The sequence below is a fragment of the Gilliamella sp. Nev5-1 genome, from assembly GCF_001690895.1.
Classification (GTDB): domain Bacteria; phylum Pseudomonadota; class Gammaproteobacteria; order Enterobacterales; family Orbaceae; genus Gilliamella; species Gilliamella apicola_C.
The window spans coordinates 1-17,785 of the sequence record NZ_LZHO01000068.1 but is presented as its reverse complement, the minus strand read 5'-3'; the positions used below and the strand labels follow the sequence as shown (position 1 = coordinate 17,785).

The window sequence follows — 17,785 nt, the reverse complement described above, 5'->3', positions numbered from 1 at the left end:
TAAATATGCTATTTTTAGCTTTGATAAGTGTTTTAATGTCATTATTACTAAAACCATTTAGCTCATTTTAAATAGATTAAATACCTAATGAACGATCAAATAATACCCAAAGTCATATTACATGAGCACATTGAAGGGAGCATTACTCCTATTATGGCTCAAAAGTTAGCTGATAAAAATCAAATCCCCTTTCCTAGTTCTTTATGTTATAAAAAGGGAGAATATGATGAGCAAGAGTATCAAAATGGACGTTATCGATATGATGAAACAAATTTCATAGAATTTATTCAAACTTATGATACTGTTTCTCATTTTTTAAAAACTCCGGAAGATTATTATTTAATTACATTTGATTTTTTGAGTAGAAATGCCAAACAGGGACTAATCTACTGTGAACTTTTTATCTCTCCTTATCATATCTGTGCAACCGAAATTGATGGCAAAATGACTTGGGATAAAGAACGATTCCAACAAACCTTAACACAAATGGATAAAGCCATTATTGACGTCCGAAAAAATCATAATATTACCGTTAGGTATCATGTTATCGGCGTTCGACATCTTGGTGCTAAAATTGTCCATGAAACATTAAAATTTATTGAAAATAATCATCACCGTTTTATTACTGGATTCAACATTGCAGGCAATGAAAGAGCAGGTCATTTCGATGATTTTCAAGATTCACATCAATTAGCATCTAAATTAGGCTTACAAAAATCTTATCATGCAGGCGAAATTGAGCCAGCAGAAAGCATCATTCAAGCATTAAAACATGGCGCAACAAGAATTGGGCACGGCATTAAAGCCATTGATGATCAAAATCTAATTAATGAACTGATTAAGAACAACATCACCCTAGAAGTTGCACTCACCAGTAATCGTATTTTGGTTAATGAACTACACGGCGATATCTATCAGCACCCAATAAGACGGCTTTATGACCAAGGGGTTCGCATTACTCTCAATACGGATGATGCCGGAATTTTCGGCACCGATATTGAAAAAGAATATAACATTGCCCAATCCATATTTGCATTTTCACGATTAGAATTGCTTGACATAACGCTGTGTGGCGTTCAGGCCGCATTTGCCGAAGAATCGGTTAAGAGTCGTTTGATAGGGCATGTTTTTTCATGTTTTACCTCTAATGATAAACAAGTGATGAAAAAATGCATTAATGATAAGAAATATCATCCAGCAATCATTAAACGATTTTTAGAATATCAAAAGCAGTTACTAGCCATGCCCGTTAACTAATTTAGTTATCAGAATGATAGGAGATTCGCATGAAAAAAAATAAACGCATCCTGACCTTTTTATCCCTATTTATTTCCGGTATTGCTAATGCTGCAACAGTCGATTTAAGAATTATCGAAACGACTGATTTACACGGCAATATGATGAATTATGATTATTTTAAAGATCAAACTATTGATTCATATGGGTTAGTTAAAACTGCCAATTTAATTCATCAAGCAAGAGGTGAAGTAAAAAATAGTGTTCTTGTAGATAATGGTGATTTAATTCAAGGTAGCCCAATGGCTGATTATGCAGTTGATAAAGGCCTTAGTGAGGGCAAGATACACCCAGTATATAAAGCACTCAATACCCTTGATTATGTTGTTGGTAATATTGGTAACCACGAATTTAATTTTGGATTGGAATTTCTGAAAAAAAGCCTTTCTGGAGCTAAATTTCCTTACATTAATGCCAATGTCTATGATGCTAAAACCAATAAGCCATATTTCAAGCAATATATTATTGTAGATACTCCTGTTATTGATAGAGATGATAATAAGCATACTATCAAAATTGGTTATATCGGTTTTGTCCCACCACAAATTATGCAATGGGATAAGCTTAACCTTAATGGCAAAGTTGTTGTCAAAGATATTACTGAAACCGCTAAATTATTAGTACCGGAAATGAAAAAACAAGGCGCTGATGTCATTATTGCAATTCCACACTCTGGCGTGTCGGCTGAACCTTATAAAGCGTTAGCTGAAAATTCAGTTTATTACTTAAGCCAAGTAAAGGAAATTAATGCAATTATGTTTGGTCACTCACATGGCGTCTTCCCAAGTGAAGAATTTGAATCACTTCCTAATACTGATATAAAAACTGGAAATATCAATCATGTTCCCGCGGTCATGCCAGGACAATGGGGAAGCCATTTAGGCGTAGTGGATTTAGTTCTAACGGGAGATAAATCCAATTGGCAAGCTATTTCAGGGAAATCTGAAGCACGGCCCATTTATGACCAAACGAATAAAAAAGCCTTAGTTGAAGCTGATCAAAAACTCGTTGATATTCTAACAACAGACCACCAAGGTACGCGTAAATTTGTAAGTAAACCTATTGGTAAAGTTTCAACCGATATTACTAGCTATTTAGCGCTAGTCGAAGATACATCAGCCTTACAAATTATTAATGATGCACAAACCGATTACGTTAAGCAATTTATTCAAGGCGATCCAGATCTGGATGGCCTGCCAGTTTTATCAGCTATTGCACCATTTAAAGCTGGTGGCAGAAAAAACGATCCAAGCGCTTTTGTTGACGTAAAAAAGGGTGATCTTACCTTTAGAAATGCAGCAGATATCTATCTGTATCCTAATATTTTATCTGTAATTAAAATTACAGGCAAAAATATAAAAGAATGGCTTGAATGTTCTGCGGGTATGTATAACCAAATAGATATTCATACAGCAAATCCGCAATATCTAATTAATTGGGATAAATTTAGAACCTATAATTTTGATACAATTGATGGTGTAAATTATCAAATCGATATCACCAAACCTCCACGTTATGATGCTAATTGCCAGTTAATCAATCCAACATCTGAAAGAATAACTAATTTGACATACAAACAAAAACCACTTGATCCTAATCAAATGTTTTTAATTGCTACAAATAATTATCGAGCTTATAGCGGCATATTCCCAGGTACTGGCGAAAAAAATGTTAAATTTAATTCACCAGATGATTTAAGAGTGATCCTGTCAGCTTATATCACTAAGGTTACTAAACAAGAAGGATCGGTCAATGTTATTGTTGATAACAACTGGCAAATTGCGCCAATATCGAGTGAAACCAAATTAGATATTCGTTTTGAATCATCCCCTACTGATGAAGCTAAAACTTATATTGAAAAACATTCACTATACCCTACTGAATTTATCGAAAAAGATAAATTAGGTTTTGGTGTTTATCGATTAGATTTACAGTCATCAGCTAACGCTCAACCTAAAATTTAATTAATATTATTACGAAACAAAGGATTCTCAATATGAAAATTGAAAAACTCATTGAACTCGCTAAAACTGCTCGCTCTAAAGCTTATGTTCCTTACTCCAAATTTCAGGTTGGTGCAGTATTAATCACTGAAGATGATGAGGCGATTTTAGGTTGCAATGTTGAAAATGCCTCTTATGGCCTAGCCAATTGTGCAGAACGTACCGCTATTTTTAAAGCAGTTTCAGAAGGTAAAAGAAAATTTAAAAAATTAGTGGTAATTGGTGATACTGACGGTCCAATTTCGCCTTGTGGAGCTTGCCGTCAAGTAATCAGTGAGTTTTGCGCTAAAGATATGCCAGTTATTTTAACGAATATGCAAGGTAAAATCCAAGAAACCACTGTTGGTGAATTGTTACCTTGGTCTTTTTCGCCAAGTGATTTAGATTAGTTTTGCTTGTGAGCAATGTAATTTTAGCTATATTGAAAATAAAAAGAAATTGATACTTATTGTTAGCTAGGATTAGCCTTCTCATCAAGCTAAATTATGGATGAGAAGAATATAATCCTAATTTATTGATATTAAGAGAGACGAATAATGAGATTTGTAGATATTATTGAAAAAAAACGTGATGGACATGCATTAACCACTGACGAAATTCAATTTTTTATTACTAACTACACTAATGGTACCATCCCTGATTACCAAGTTAGCGCTTTATTAATGGCAATTTATTATCAAGGTATGACATCAAAAGAATGTGCGGATTTAACCAGTGCCATGATGTATTCAGGTGATACTGTTGACCTATCATCAATAAAAGGAATTAAAGTCGATAAACATTCAACTGGTGGTGTGGGTGACACCACAACATTAGTACTTGCTCCTTTAGTTGCAGCATTAGATGTGCCGGTCGCTAAAATGTCAGGACGTGGGCTTGGGCATACTGGTGGCACAACCGATAAATTTGAGTCGATTGCGGGATTCAAAATTGAATTAAGCAAACAAGATTTTATTAATCAGGTGAATACCAAGGGTTTAGCAGTAATCGGTCAGTCAGGTAATTTAACACCAGCCGATAAAAAGCTCTATTCACTACGTGACGTAACTGGCACCGTTAATTCTATCCCACTTATTGCAAGCTCAATTATGAGTAAAAAATTAGCTGCTGGTGCTGATGCTATTGTGCTTGATGTTAAAACCGGTGATGGCGCACTAATGAAAAATATGGTTGATTCAGAAAAATTAGCTCACGAAATGGTCAATATCGGTAACCAAATTGGCCGCAGAACCATGGCTATTATTTCAGATATGTCACAACCACTTGGTTTTGCAATTGGTAATGCACTTGAAATAAAAGAAGCGATTGATACTTTGAAAGGTAAAGGTCCTGCTGATTTAACTGAGCTAGTTTTAACATTAGGTAGCCAAATGGTTGTGCTTGCCAACAAAGCGAAAACATTAGAAGAAGCCAGAGCTAAACTCCAAGAGGTCATAAAAAATGGTAAAGCAATTGAAAAATTTAAGACCTTAATTGAAGCGCAAGGTGGTGATAGCTCGGTTGTTGATCATCCTGAAAAATTAGCAAGCGCGCCATACCAAATCGCACTACCTGCGCAAAAATCAGGCTACATTACAAAGATTATTGCGGATCAAATTGGCATTGTTGCAATGCAATTAGGCGCGGGGCGAGCAACCAAAGATGATATCATCGATCCAGCGGTTGGAATCGTATTACATAAAAAAGTCGGTGATAAAGTTGATGAGGGTGAAGCTTTATTAATGATTCATGCCAATACTGATAAGCTTGATGCAATCAAACAAAAATTGTATGACAATATTATTGTTAGTGATAGTGCAAGCGAGCCACAATTGATTTATAAAGTGATTACGGAGTAGTCATTATAATAAGGATTTAGGAGGAACCATGTTTCAGCCAAAATTAAATAAAAAAATATCACTACTTGTTGTTTTGAGTCTATTTTCAGCTAATGTTATAGCGACTGTTTCGAACAAAAAACCAACAATACCCACTTGGGAAAAGAACACAATTTATCAATTTACTATTCTACATACTAACGATCACCACGGTCGTTTTTGGCAAAATGATATTGGTGAATATGGACTTGCTGCACAAAAAACAGTCGTTGATAAAATAAGAAAGGAGGTAGCTGCTAAAGGCGGAAAATTGTTGCTTCTATCTGGCGGTGATATTAATACTGGCGTTCCTGAATCCGATGTACTTCAAGCAAAACCTGATTTTTTAGGTATGAATGAAATTGGCTACAATGCGATGGCTGTGGGTAATCATGAATTTGATCACCCTTTAACGATTATTCGTGAACAACAAAAATGGGCAAATTTTCCTTTTCTATCTGCAAATACTTACTTTAAAGGCACCGATAATCGTGTTTTTGATGCCTACGCAACATTTGATTTAAATGGTATTAAAGTGGCAGTATTTGGATTAACCACAGATGATACAACTTTTTTAGCTTCACCTAAAAATACTGATGGCATTGAATTTCATAAAACCTTACCCGAGGCGCAAAAAATTATAGCTCAGATAAAAAAGATGGAACATCCTGATATGATTATTGCTTTAACGCATATGGGACATTATGAAAATGGCGAACATGGTTCAATGGCGCCTGGAGATGTTGAATTAGCCCGCGGGTTAAAAAGTGGTGAATTAGATATGATTGTGGGTGGTCATTCACAAAATCCCGTTTGTATGGCAAGTCCAAATAAGCGCATTACCGAATATGTCCCAGGAACCCCTTGTGCACCCGATCAGCAAAACAGGACTTGGATTGTTCAAGCGCATGAATGGGGTAGATATGTTGGACGTGCAGATTTTACCTTTTTAAACGGCAAAATAACTTTGCAAAATTATCAACTAATCCCTATCAATTTAAAAAAAGAAGTTGATAATGGTGATGGTACAAAACGCCTTGAATATTACAGTGAAGAGATATTACAAGATAAAAAATTACTCGAAAATCTAAAGCCTTATCAAGAACAAGGAAAGCAACACTTACTAATTAAAAGCGGAGAGTTATCCGGCCGACTTGAAGGTGATCGTAATATTGTAAGATATCAACAAAGCAATATGGGACAATTATTGCTTAGCGCTTTTATTGAAAAAACCAGTGCTGATATGGGGATTATGTCAGGTGGTATGATTCGCGATTCATTAATTGAAGGTAATATTACTTATCGCGATATTTTAAAAGTTGAGCCTTTTGGTAATAACGTTGTTTATTTTGATCTGACGGGTAGTGAATTAATTGATTACCTTAAAGTAGTTCTTAACAAAAAACCAGGTTCTGGCGGATATGCGCATATGAAAAATATCACCTTGACACGATCAAACAATAACATTGAAGATATAAAAATTAAAAATGAACCTATCGATTTACAAAAATCATATCGCATAGTTACGCTAGACTTTTTAGCTGCTGGTGGTGATGGTTACCCAATAACCAATACTTCACCAACTTATGTTGATACGGGTTATCGTGATGCTGATGTAGTAAAACAGTATTTTGAGAAATACTCTCCTATTAATGCATCAGATTATGAACCAACACCATTTATTTTTGAAAAATAAGTACTGAGGTAGCTATGAACATGACAGAATTTCAACTAAATTGTTATAATATAGTGACTGATCCTAATCTATCACCTAAACAAAAATCCCATTTACTTGCACTTGCAGCAGAAAATAATTTACCTTATGTAAATCTAGATAGTGAAACCCGACATGCTTTAGATGAACGTGTGATTTGCGATATGTATGAAGGTCATGCGCCCTATAAGCCCCGCTATGTGCTACCTGATTATGCTAAATTTTTAAAGCAAGGTTCAAAATGGCTAGAACTTGAGCCAGCAAAAACATTTGATGATGCATTAAATATGCTTACCATCATTTATCATCACGTTCCTTCGGTAACTGGTATGCCTGTTTATTTGGGGTGTTTAGATGAAGTGTTACTTCCTTATGTTGGCGATTTAACAGAAGAGGATCTTTATCCACGATTAAAACGTTTTTGGATTATGCTTGATCGCAATCTTCCTGATGCATTTATGCATGCCAATATTGGTCCGACCGATAATGTGATCTGCCGCGTTATTTTACGTGTTGATCGCGAGCTTAAACAAGTTGCTCCGAATCTAACGTTTATTTATGATGAAGATATCACGCCAGAATCGTTACTCAATACCGCAATTGAAAATATTTGCGAAACAGCAAAACCTCATATTGCTAATAATATGATGATTAAAAAAGATTTTGATGAAAAAGGCTACGGTGTAGTGAGCTGTTATAACTCACTGCCTATTGCTGGTGGTGGAAGCACATTATCCAGAATTAATTTGAAAGAAGTGGCATTACGTAGTCAAGATATTGATGATTTTTTAAAACATGTTCTTCCACACTACTGCCAATTACAGATGAATTTAATTCAAGCAAGATCAGCATTTCTTTTTGAAAAATCTAACTTTTTTAGCAATAGTTTTTTAGTTAATGAAGGATTAATTGACACAACTCGATTTGCACCAATGTTTGGTATTTATGCGATGGCAGAAGCAGTCAATATTTTACAAGAAAAATCTGGATTAGCAGGACGTTATGGTAAAGATGAAGAAGCCAATGAGCTAGCTTCAACAATTTCTAAACAACTTGCTGAATTTGTTGATAATCATAAGGTTAACTATGCTTGGAAAGGAAAGGCGATGTTACATTCGCAATCGGGCATCAGTTCCGATAGAGATGCCACACCTGGTTTACGCATACCTTATGGACATGAACCTGATCCTGTTACACACATTATGGCATTATTTAAACACCATAAATATTACACCTCTGGCATTAGTGATATTTTAACGATTGATGAAACGATAAAAAATAATCCATTAGCATTAGTACAAATTTGTAAAGCCGCATTTAAATTTGGTTTCCGTGAATTTACTGCTAATATCAGTGGTAATGATCTTGTGCGAGTAACTGGCTATATGGTAAGACTATCGGATATCAAAAAATATAAACAAGAAGGATCGCGGATTAATACGACATTTTTAGGTAGCGAAGCAGCCGAAGCGCCTGACAACAAGAGTTACTTATGCCGCACACCTCGAGTAATCAGCTATGAACAAGCCATGGGCAATCATTAATAAACTGTTACCCTTTTCTTGTGTTGACGGACCAGGAAACCGGTTAGTCATATTTTTACAAGGCTGTAATTTTAAGTGTTTAAATTGCCACAATCCTTATACTATTTCGCCGTGTAAGGATTGTGGTGATTGTGTGGCAACTTGCCCGCATCAAGCGTTAACATTTATCAATAATAAAGTTATCTGGCAATCTTCACAATGTGAGCAATGTGATACATGTATTAATACTTGTCGTCATAGTTCTACTCCAATGACCTATCAATATAGTGTTGAAGATGTTTTACTTGAGATCCGCAAATACTTGCCTTTTTTGAATGGTATTACCATTAGTGGTGGCGAAGCGACATTACAGTTACCTTTTATTGAAAGACTTTTTCATGCTGTTAAACAAGCCGAGGATTTAAAGCACCTTACCTGCTTTATTGATAGCAATGGTTACTTAGTGAAAACAGGTTGGCAAAAAGTAGAAAACGTAATGGATGGTGCGATGATCGACCTTAAAGCTTGGGATGATGATGTACATAAAAAACTGACGGGTAAAGGCAACCTACGAGTGAAAGAAACCATTAAATATCTTTCAGAAGTTAACAAATTATATGAAGTAAGGTTTTTAATTATTCCAAAACAAACCGATCTACAAGACAATGCTAAAAACATTGCAGAATTCTTAATGGATTTGGATCCTAATATTCGAATAAGAATTAATGCATTTCATAATCATGGAGTGCACGGTATCGCCAAAACATGGTCTGTAGCCACTAAACAGCAAGTCGAACTTTTTGCAGAACAATTAGAACAAAATGGGTTAAATAAAATTACCTTACCATCTGTATATTTATAATCTATTTTGCTGAAATTGAGTAATAACGGATAAATTAAATATACGTTACAGAGGTGGAGGAGCTTTCCTCCTCTTTATTATTTTGTTTGACTCAACTTATTGTGATATATTACAAGAAATATTTGCCAGCATGTGATAACTTACTATTTGCTTTTTTTAAATGCTGCAGCAAATGCGTTCCCCATCGCGCTGTTGCCTAATAATGGCGTATTATTTTGTTTGTTGGTATGTGAGCGACTTTTAGAAGATCGACTATCTTTCTGTTTAGTTGATGAAGCAGGATCATCAAGACGCATGGTTAAAGCGATACGTTTGCGAGGAATATCTACTTCAATCACTTTCACTTTAACAATATCACCAGCTTTCACAACAGTTCTTGGATCATCAACAAACTTATCTGACAGTGCCGAAATATGCACTAAACCATCTTGGTGAACACCAATATCCACAAAAGCGCCAAAGTTGGTTACATTGGTTACCGCGCCTTCCATAACCATGCCAACTTTTAGATCTGTCATGGTTTCGATATCATCAGCAAATTGAGCAGTTTTAAATTCAGGTCTTGGATCACGGCCTGGCTTGTCGAGCTCTTTAATAATATCTGTGACTGTTGGTACACCAAAATGGTCATCAATATAATCAACTGCGTTAAGTGATTTTAAATAATTTGTGTCACCTAGAATATCTTTTAATGATTTATGATTTTTTTCTAAAATTCGCTCTACTACAGGATAAGCTTCGGGGTGAACTGCTGATGCATCAAGCGGATTTTTACCATCCATAATTCTTAAAAAGCCAGCACATTGTTCAAAGGCTTTAGGACCTAAACGCGAAACTTTTAATAACTGCTTACGATCAGTAAATTGCCCATTTTCATTACGCCAATCAATAATATTTTGGGCAATCACTTTATTAAGTCCGGCAATACGTGCAAGTAGCATCATTGAGGCGGTATTTAAATTGACACCAACCGCATTTACACCATCTTCAACAACCGCATCAAGTTTTTTAGCTAACTGAGTTTGGCTTACATCATGCTGATATTGACCAACACCGATTGATTTAGGATCAATTTTAACAAGCTCTGCCAAGGGATCTTGTAATCGTCTTGCAATTGATACCGCACCACGGATCGATACATCAAGATCGGGGAACTCTTGTGCTGCAAGTTCAGAAGCTGAATACACTGACGCCCCTGCCTCGCTGACAATAACTTTTTGACCTTTAACTTCTGGGTATTTTTTTTGAACGTCGAGATAAAAACGCTCTGTTTCTCTCGATGCCGTACCATTACCAATAGCCACTAATTCGACTTGGTATTTAATACAAAGCGATGCCACTATCATGGCTGCTTTATCGGCTTGACCTGTATGCGGATAAATCGTTTCGGTCGCAACTAATTTACCGGTTGCATCAACAACAGCAATTTTGACGCCTGTACGTAATCCAGGATCCATCCCCATGGTCACTTTCATACCAGCTGGAGCAGCCATTAACATATCATGCAAATTGGCAGCAAATACGTTGATCGCCTCTTCTTCGGCGCGTTCACGTAATGTTGTCATTAATTCGGTTTCCATGTGCATTAGAATTTTGATGCGCCATGTCCAATTAATAACGGCTTTACGCCATTTATCTGCCGGCTGATCATTAAAATGAACATCTAAATATTCAGTGATGATTTGTTCACAATAACTTTCTTTTGGTGTTTCTTCAAATTGTGGATCGGCATTTAACGAGAGTTGTAAAAATCCTTCATTTCGACCACGAAACATCGCTAAAGCTCGATGAGAAGGCACTTTTGAAATAAGTTCACTTTGTGCAAAATAATCTCGAAATTTTGCGCCCTCTTCTTCTTTGCCACTCACCACTTGTGAAACTAAATGCGCATTATTCCAGAGATAATGCCGTACTTTTGCCAGTAATGCTGCATCTTCAGCAAATCGCTCCATTAAGATATAACGTGCACCATCTAATGCAGATTTAGTATCCGCAATACCATTGTCCAAATTGATATACTTTTCCGCTTCAATTTCCGGATCAAGTATTGGGTTTTGCCATAAGTCATTAGCTAATGGTTCAAGACCCGCTTCAATAGCTATTTGACCACGAGTACGACGCTTAGGTTTATAAGGCAAATAAAGATCTTCAAGTTCGGTTTTACTTAACGTTTGTATGATACTTTGGCTTAATTCTGGTGTTAATTTACCTTGTTCTTCAACTGACTTTAAAATCGTTTGTTTGCGATCTTCAAGTTCACGTAAATAGCTCAATCGGCTATCTAAAGTGCGTAATTGAGTATCGTCAAGACCTCCTGTCACCTCTTTCCGATAACGGGCAATAAATGGAACGGTACTACCTTCATCCAATAATTGGATTGCAGCTAAAACTTGCTCTGGTTTTACCGTCAGCTCACCAGCTATAATATGGCTAATTTGTTTATTAATCATGGTTATTTTATCTATTTTTTAACATGCGGTAATTATATACCTATCTTCGTTTTTGTTGCAATTCAACGGATTTGATCAGTTATCTAAAAATAGCTCTACTTATCATTAATTTTTATTGAGTAAATGAATATTAAATAAAACTCATAATTAAACTCACCATTTTATTTAGCAACACATATCCCATAATAATCATAACCAGTTCCCCAAGTCGTTACATTATTATCATACAATGCTTCTATTCATATTTACATAAATAGCATTGCCATTACTTGGTGAAATTCCACTGATCCAACCATAGGTTTGATTATAAAAATTAGCTCCTAAAAATACGCCATTGCCCCCCATTCAGTAAGTAATCCATGGTGAACAGCTCTTTTATAATTATGATGAGGATGAAAATTATCACTTAAACTATTTAACCTAGCATTACTCAAATCCCTAACATTTGCTTGTCGATAATTGCCTAATCCTTCACACCACTCTTTTTGCTGAGCAGGCCAAGCAACAAAATCCCCTCGATTAATAAACCACTGCGTTATTCTAAATTTATCAATGAGCTTCAAACCCTGTTTTGTTGTGCCAATTAATTCAATATCAACAGGTAAGTTGGCTGTTGGTGCTGTAGCTTTATCTTCAACTTTGCTTGATGAGTCAGGGCATTTTAACGTGACAAGCACCATATTCTTGTTATCATAAACTTTGAACCCTTTTGAGCTTGGGCTTCTGTTTTTTGTATACTTGCGGTAATTGCATTAAGCGAACTATCATCAACATTTGATGTTTTTACCATCCATGTTGTTGTATCTAATGTATTATCTATTCCATTGATCACTAAATAAAAATAAAGCCCATTTGCACCTGTAGATGGGAAATTATCTAAATAATCAGATTGTGGTATATGACCATTGTTAGTTGCTGGGTCAAAAATGCTTTTATCACCATAGGTATAGCCTCCACCAGCATAAGACATATTTGGGCTGGCATATTTAATTGCTTCGCCACCTATTTTGACATGAAATCTTCGATAAGGAGTCTTAGTTATGGCTATCTTATTATCTGGGTAATTCTGAGAGTTTGGTACACCATACTTTGTATTCAAAGAAACAGAGCCACTTGCTTTAATATATGGGTAAACGCCATTTTTCAATAATGTACTAAATGTCGTTGTTGTCTGAGCTGCTGTTAATTTAACCTCATTGTCATCTGAATCTTCATAATACCATGCTAGAGAAAGAGGATGGGCTGTATCTTCTGATAAAGAAATAGCACCATAAACATCTATTACATCTGTATTTTGAGGTTGTTTGATTGCAGAGGATAATTTCAAACTCACTGGAGTTTTAGTCGCAATATTAATACCTAGTGCAGAATCTAAATCGTTTGTATTAAAATAAGTTTTTCCATCATAGGTAACACCAAAATAATCAAATTCAGCATTCGATTCAATGCTATTTTCAATCGAAGTAATAAAGCGAGGACTGTGCCCTTCAATAACATTAGTGGTAACAGCCGATAATGCTAAAGATTCTGTTGAGAAAAAACTTACAAAAAAACTAAGTTAAAAGCTAATTGGTACCGTGTAGCCATATTAATACCTAATAATAATTTCAAGTTATATAAAATCTGTTATTGAATTTCAATGATTGTTGAATTAAACCTATTTATATAGTGCACATAACTTAATATAATTATTAGGTAAATCATTTATCATTAACAGAAAGAAAAAAACGAAAAATCATAGCAAAACCTTGTTTTTATCTTTGTAACACAATTTAAATCAAAAACAACAAAAACACGTGTAACGCATATTAAATACTCAGTCAAACACCAAAACACATAAAATGAAATGAAAAGGACGTTAAATTATGCGAATAGCAAATTACATAACAAGAGAAGGGTATTTAGCACTTGAGCACGAATTAAAATATTTGTGGAAAAAAGAAAGACCTAAAGTTACCCAAGTAGTATCTGAGGCAGCCGCCCTTGGCGATCGCAGTGAGAACGCCGAATATATCTATGGCAAACGAAGGTTGAGAGAAATCGATAGGCGGGTTCGTTTTCTAACTAAACGATTAGAATCACTGACAATTGTCGATCCTAATCCAAGGCAAGAAGGCAGGGTATTTTTTGGTGCATGGGTAAAATTAGAAGATGAAAAAGAAAATCTACATATTTATCGTATTGTGGGAGCGGATGAGTTTGATCCTAGAAAAAATTGGATATCGATTAACAGCCCTGTAGCAAGAGCGCTAATAGGGCATAAAATTGATGATGAAATCACTGTTATGACACCAAATGGCAAAGCATTTTATTACATTGTAACGATTAGTTATACCGAATTGGTCTCTTAAATAGCGTGCTTTAAATAAAAAACAATTCGTTTTTTATAATCTATAACTCGATAGTCTATTGTCTGTAATGTATAAGCAATAAAGTATATAATCATAACAATATTTATAATATTATCTAAGGCATTATGATATCCATCAATCAATTATATATCTATCCAATCAAATCAATTCAAGGTATAAAACTTACTAAAGTAAATACTGCTGAAGGTGGCTTTGAGCATGATCGTATTTTGATGATTAGCGAACCTGATGGAACCTTTATTACTGCAAGAGAATATCCACAACTGCTAAAAACAAGTGCCATTATCATAGGGAACGAAGTACATATTTCTCATCCATCAATGACAACTATCAGACTTAACCTAGATGAATTTTCAAACTCTCAGGAAAAGACAGAAGTTTGGGATAATCATTTCACTTCGCACATTGCCCCTATAAGGGTGAATCAATTTTTCAGCCAAATTCTTCAAAAAGACGTCCAATTACGTTGGCTTGGGCATCAATTATCACGTCGAACAAAACGTTACCCTCAAGTACCTGTTAGTTTTGCTGATAGATATCCTTACTTGTTATTAAATAAAGCTTCATTTGATTATTTACAACAGCAATGTCCAGAAAAATTAGATATTAGGCAATTTCGCAGTAATATTATCATTCAAGGCGCGCTACCTTTCGCAGAAGATGGTTGGAAAACAATCAAAATTGGCAAAGTGATTTTTGATATTGTAAAACCTTGTGCTCGCTGTGCGTTAACAACTATTGATATCAATTGTGCAAACCCATTAAACAATGGTGAACCACTTAAAACATTACGTTATTTTAGATCTGATGAACAAGGCCAAATCGATTTTGGAATGAATATGATTGCTCGTAATCACGGAACCATCTCTGTTCACGATAAAGTCGAAGTATTAGAGCGACAACTTGCCAAAAATTACATTAAAACCTTTCCATCAGAAATAAAAAGTGAAATACAACCTTGTACCATCACTTTGGGAAATAAAACTATTCAAGCGAATGATAAGCAAACTATTTTAGAACAGTTAGAACAAAATGGAATAGCTCTACCTTATTCTTGCCGTACTGGCATATGTGGGCGTTGCTTAGTGTTTTTGAAAAAAGGGAAAGTCAAATCACTGACTCAGTCAGCGATAAAACGGAATAATCGAATTTTAGCCTGTAGTTGTGTGCCAATGGGTGATATCGTAATCGAGTAAAAAGTTAGTATTAATGATTCAAAAAATAAGTGTGTTTGTTTTGGTGCTTATATTTTTATCTACTGTATTTTCAACTAATGATTTTAGTATCGTGACGAATTTTTTAAAAAAAATAAAAATAAAAATAAACAAAATAATATAGAATCAAATTCAGATCAGAATAATTTAACTAGTATTAGAAAATTAGAACAACTTATGTTAAGTTGGCCAATAGACTTTCATCTAAAAACTGCAACAAGTTAAAAAAATTTACGGTCTTGCCATAACGAAAGAAAAAGATTTTACTTTATATTATGATCCTCAATCAGGTTATGGCGAAGAAACCGATCCAGAGAGTAATTATAACAAATTTGGTTGAAAAACTTTAATTTCTAATGATGTTTTAGCTACATTACAACTTAACTTTTATTATGCTGATGATGACAGATTCAATAAAGCAATGGAGTATTTTGAACTTGCTTGTGCCATAAAATCATCTGGTGCATGCAATTTGTATCAACAACAGTTAAAACAGCCAAAAAAATAATGTATATTCATTATTTTATCAATTTGACAGAACTAATCCTAATGTTAAAGGTCACCACAGACATTGCAAAATGGTATGAAGATTCAGATAAGCTATTTAAAGCAATCAATTACTATTCATATTGTATCGATAAAGATCCCGAGTTATTACTTAATAATAGCCGCATTATTTAAAAAGTTAGATATAAATTACGACTTAAAAAAATACTTATTAAAATTTACGGAACGAAACTTGTTGATCTATAGAGATTAGAGAAGATAGGACTACATTATCTTAAATTGGATGCAGATCAAGGCCACGAAGAAGCCGCAATTCTTTACATCATAAGTAAAAATTGCCCTAGAATACCTTATTTTTCATGCTAGATTATTTAAATCCTCGTCTTGAACGACGAGGATTTACGGCTTAATGATAAAAAGCAGTTTTAATTTTATTAAATAGCTTCTAATTTCAAATATTCTGGATGTTGTGCCGTATCGTGTTGTATAGGCTTTAATCTATCATTCATCACTTTAATCGCTTCTGAAAAATAGAAAGTTTTGTTCATAGCGAAAAACGTTGGTTGAGCAATAATGCAAAGAGATGCATTTTCGCTGGCTTCAACGACCAATAAATAGACTTTTTGGCTTGTTTCTTGTAAGTTCACCTCTACAATATCAGCAACTTTCGGTTTATAAAACATAGGTTGTTGAGAAAAATACCAACTTTTGGGCATCTGCGGTTTTAAAAAATTAGCCGCCACAATAGCATTAATTGATAATTCAATTTTTTGCGAATCAGTCAAATTAAGCAACTGACACCTATCATGAAATTGATAATAAAATGTTGCATCACTAACTGAAAATGGAAACTCACAAAAAACATCAGGAATTAATATCTTACTTGGATAACAAGAACGGAATAGCATTTCAGATGAAACTTCAAGCATCAAACTATCATATCCACTATCAAAATACCATCGCCAACAATCAGTTGGTCGAAAAGCCAATTTCATTAATATGTTATCCTCTTATAATTGAATTAAATTTACTCAAAAAGATAACATAACTTTAAAAAAAAATAAATAAAAAGCTAAAAGAAAAATTATTTAATTATATAATTTTTAAAAACTTTAAATACCTATTTAAATCGTCAAAATAAAAATGATCTAATTTTGAGCATTTTAATTTATTTATTCTATTACTCAGATCCACTATTTCCTGAATATTTTTTTATAATAAACTTTAAAGCATAAATTTTAAATAAAAAGGTGCTTTTGAGCACCTTTCAGATTGATGACAAAGAACTCGCTTTTTGGCGAGTTCTTTGATCTAATAGAGAGGAGTCCACTATAAGAGAAGTTCTTCTATGCTAAAAAAACCAACTCCAGCGACACCAGAAAAAATAGAGCAAATCTCACTAGATGCGCTTGTCCCCCAAAATCATCTTGTTCGTAAAATAGCTAAAGTCATTGATTTTGAATTTATTCGAGAAGCGGTAGCACCACTTTATTGCCCGAATAACGGTCGTCCGGCAGAAGATCCGGTCAGACTGTTTAAAATCATGCTATTGGGGTATCTTTTCGGTATCCCCAGTGAACGTCGTCTGGTTCAGGAAATTCAGGTCAATTTAGCTTACCGCTGGTTTCTGGGAATGGGATTAACCGAAAAAGTGATTGACGCCTCAACACTTAGTCAAAATCGTCGCCGTCGGTTTAATGACAGTGAAATCTATCAACAGATTTTTGATAATATTGTTGAGCAGGCCATTGCCAAAGGGTTGATAAGTGGTCGGGTATTATATACGGACAGTACTCACCTAAAAGCAAATGCCAATAAAGGCAAAGCACGTAATGAGCAGCGTATTGTTGAGCCCAGTCAATATATTGATGCGCTTAATCAAGCCATCAACGCAGAAAGAGAATTAAACGGAAAAAAGCCTTAAAGCCATCGACGGTAGAGAAATACAAGGAGGTTAAAGTCAGTACAACAGATCCGGACAGTGGCTT

Annotated in this window: 13 protein-coding genes and 1 pseudogene; 10 read left to right on the top strand and 4 right to left on the bottom strand. The window is 34.7% G+C overall.

All coding sequences use genetic code 11. The annotated features are described in order from the left end of the window. The first annotated feature begins 87 nt into the window (after nucleotides 1–87). The 7 genes from add to A9G41_RS08635 all read left to right on the top strand — a co-directional run bounded on the left by add (nucleotide 88) and on the right by A9G41_RS08635 (nucleotide 9,254). Nucleotides 88–1,257, top strand: a complete 1,170-nt coding sequence (add, locus tag A9G41_RS08665; protein WP_081295789.1) for an adenosine deaminase — start codon at nucleotides 88–90, stop codon at nucleotides 1,255–1,257. Nucleotides 1,258–1,286: 29 nt separating this feature from the next. After that, nucleotides 1,287–3,260 carry a bifunctional 2',3'-cyclic-nucleotide 2'-phosphodiesterase/3'-nucleotidase gene (locus tag A9G41_RS08660; RefSeq protein WP_065582923.1) on the top strand — a complete coding sequence of 658 codons (1,974 nt, stop codon included), beginning with the start codon at nucleotides 1,287–1,289 and terminating at the stop codon, nucleotides 3,258–3,260. Nucleotides 3,261–3,283: 23 nt separating this feature from the next. Then, entirely contained in the window at nucleotides 3,284–3,688 is a 405-nt protein-coding gene (locus tag A9G41_RS08655; RefSeq protein ID WP_442902724.1) for a cytidine deaminase, read from the top strand. Between the two features lie 147 nt (nucleotides 3,689–3,835). Then, nucleotides 3,836–5,137 (top strand): pyrimidine-nucleoside phosphorylase, encoded by a 1,302-nt coding sequence (locus A9G41_RS08650; RefSeq protein WP_065582924.1) that lies wholly within the window; start codon nucleotides 3,836–3,838, stop codon nucleotides 5,135–5,137. A gap of 28 nt (nucleotides 5,138–5,165) precedes the next feature. Next, entirely contained in the window at nucleotides 5,166–6,851 is a 1,686-nt protein-coding gene (gene ushA / locus A9G41_RS08645) for a bifunctional UDP-sugar hydrolase/5'-nucleotidase UshA (RefSeq protein ID WP_075539559.1), read from the top strand. A gap of 14 nt (nucleotides 6,852–6,865) precedes the next feature. Beyond that, nucleotides 6,866–8,413 carry a YjjI family glycine radical enzyme gene (locus tag A9G41_RS08640; RefSeq protein WP_442902723.1) on the top strand — a complete coding sequence of 516 codons (1,548 nt, stop codon included), beginning with the start codon at nucleotides 6,866–6,868 and terminating at the stop codon, nucleotides 8,411–8,413. Further along, nucleotides 8,388–9,254, top strand: coding sequence for a YjjW family glycine radical enzyme activase (locus A9G41_RS08635; RefSeq protein ID WP_065582927.1), 867 nt, complete (start codon nucleotides 8,388–8,390; stop codon nucleotides 9,252–9,254). Before A9G41_RS08640 ends, A9G41_RS08635 begins: the two co-directional genes overlap by 26 nt. A 143-nt stretch (nucleotides 9,255–9,397) precedes the next feature. On the opposite strand, the gene A9G41_RS08630 is transcribed toward A9G41_RS08635, so the two are convergent. The 3 genes from A9G41_RS08630 to A9G41_RS08620 all read right to left on the bottom strand — a co-directional run bounded on the left by A9G41_RS08630 (nucleotide 9,398) and on the right by A9G41_RS08620 (nucleotide 13,031). Then, nucleotides 9,398–11,704 carry a Tex family protein gene (locus A9G41_RS08630; protein ID WP_065582928.1) on the bottom strand — a complete coding sequence of 769 codons (2,307 nt, stop codon included), beginning with the start codon at nucleotides 11,702–11,704 and terminating at the stop codon, nucleotides 9,398–9,400. A gap of 320 nt (nucleotides 11,705–12,024) precedes the next feature. Next, nucleotides 12,025–12,384, bottom strand: a complete 360-nt coding sequence (locus A9G41_RS08625) for a hypothetical protein (RefSeq protein ID WP_065582929.1) — start codon at nucleotides 12,382–12,384, stop codon at nucleotides 12,025–12,027. Then, nucleotides 12,366–13,031: a hypothetical protein gene (locus A9G41_RS08620; RefSeq protein WP_075539558.1), complete on the bottom strand. Its 666-nt coding sequence runs from the start codon at nucleotides 13,029–13,031 to the stop codon at nucleotides 12,366–12,368. The genes A9G41_RS08625 and A9G41_RS08620 overlap by 19 nt, the downstream gene beginning before the upstream one ends. 538 nt (nucleotides 13,032–13,569) lie before the next feature. Here A9G41_RS08620 and greB point away from each other — a divergent pair. Further along, complete coding sequence (gene greB / locus A9G41_RS08615) at nucleotides 13,570–14,055, top strand: transcription elongation factor GreB (protein ID WP_065582931.1); 486 nt, start codon at nucleotides 13,570–13,572, stop codon at nucleotides 14,053–14,055. A 125-nt stretch (nucleotides 14,056–14,180) separates the two neighbouring features. Beyond that, the gene (locus A9G41_RS08610) at nucleotides 14,181–15,272 is read left to right on the top strand and encodes a YcbX family protein (RefSeq protein WP_065582932.1); all 1,092 of its coding nucleotides are present in this window, start codon (nucleotides 14,181–14,183) and stop codon (nucleotides 15,270–15,272) included. A gap of 959 nt (nucleotides 15,273–16,231) precedes the next feature. Here the strand turns inward: A9G41_RS08610 and A9G41_RS08600 are convergent. Beyond that, on the bottom strand, nucleotides 16,232–16,792 hold the full coding sequence (locus A9G41_RS08600) for a cell division protein ZapC (RefSeq protein ID WP_065582934.1): 561 nt from the start codon (nucleotides 16,790–16,792) through the stop codon (nucleotides 16,232–16,234). A 353-nt stretch (nucleotides 16,793–17,145) separates the two neighbouring features. Between A9G41_RS08600 and A9G41_RS08595 the strand changes: the two are divergent. Beyond that, nucleotides 17,146–17,785: pseudogene (locus tag A9G41_RS08595) on the top strand (transposase); the annotation flags it as partial.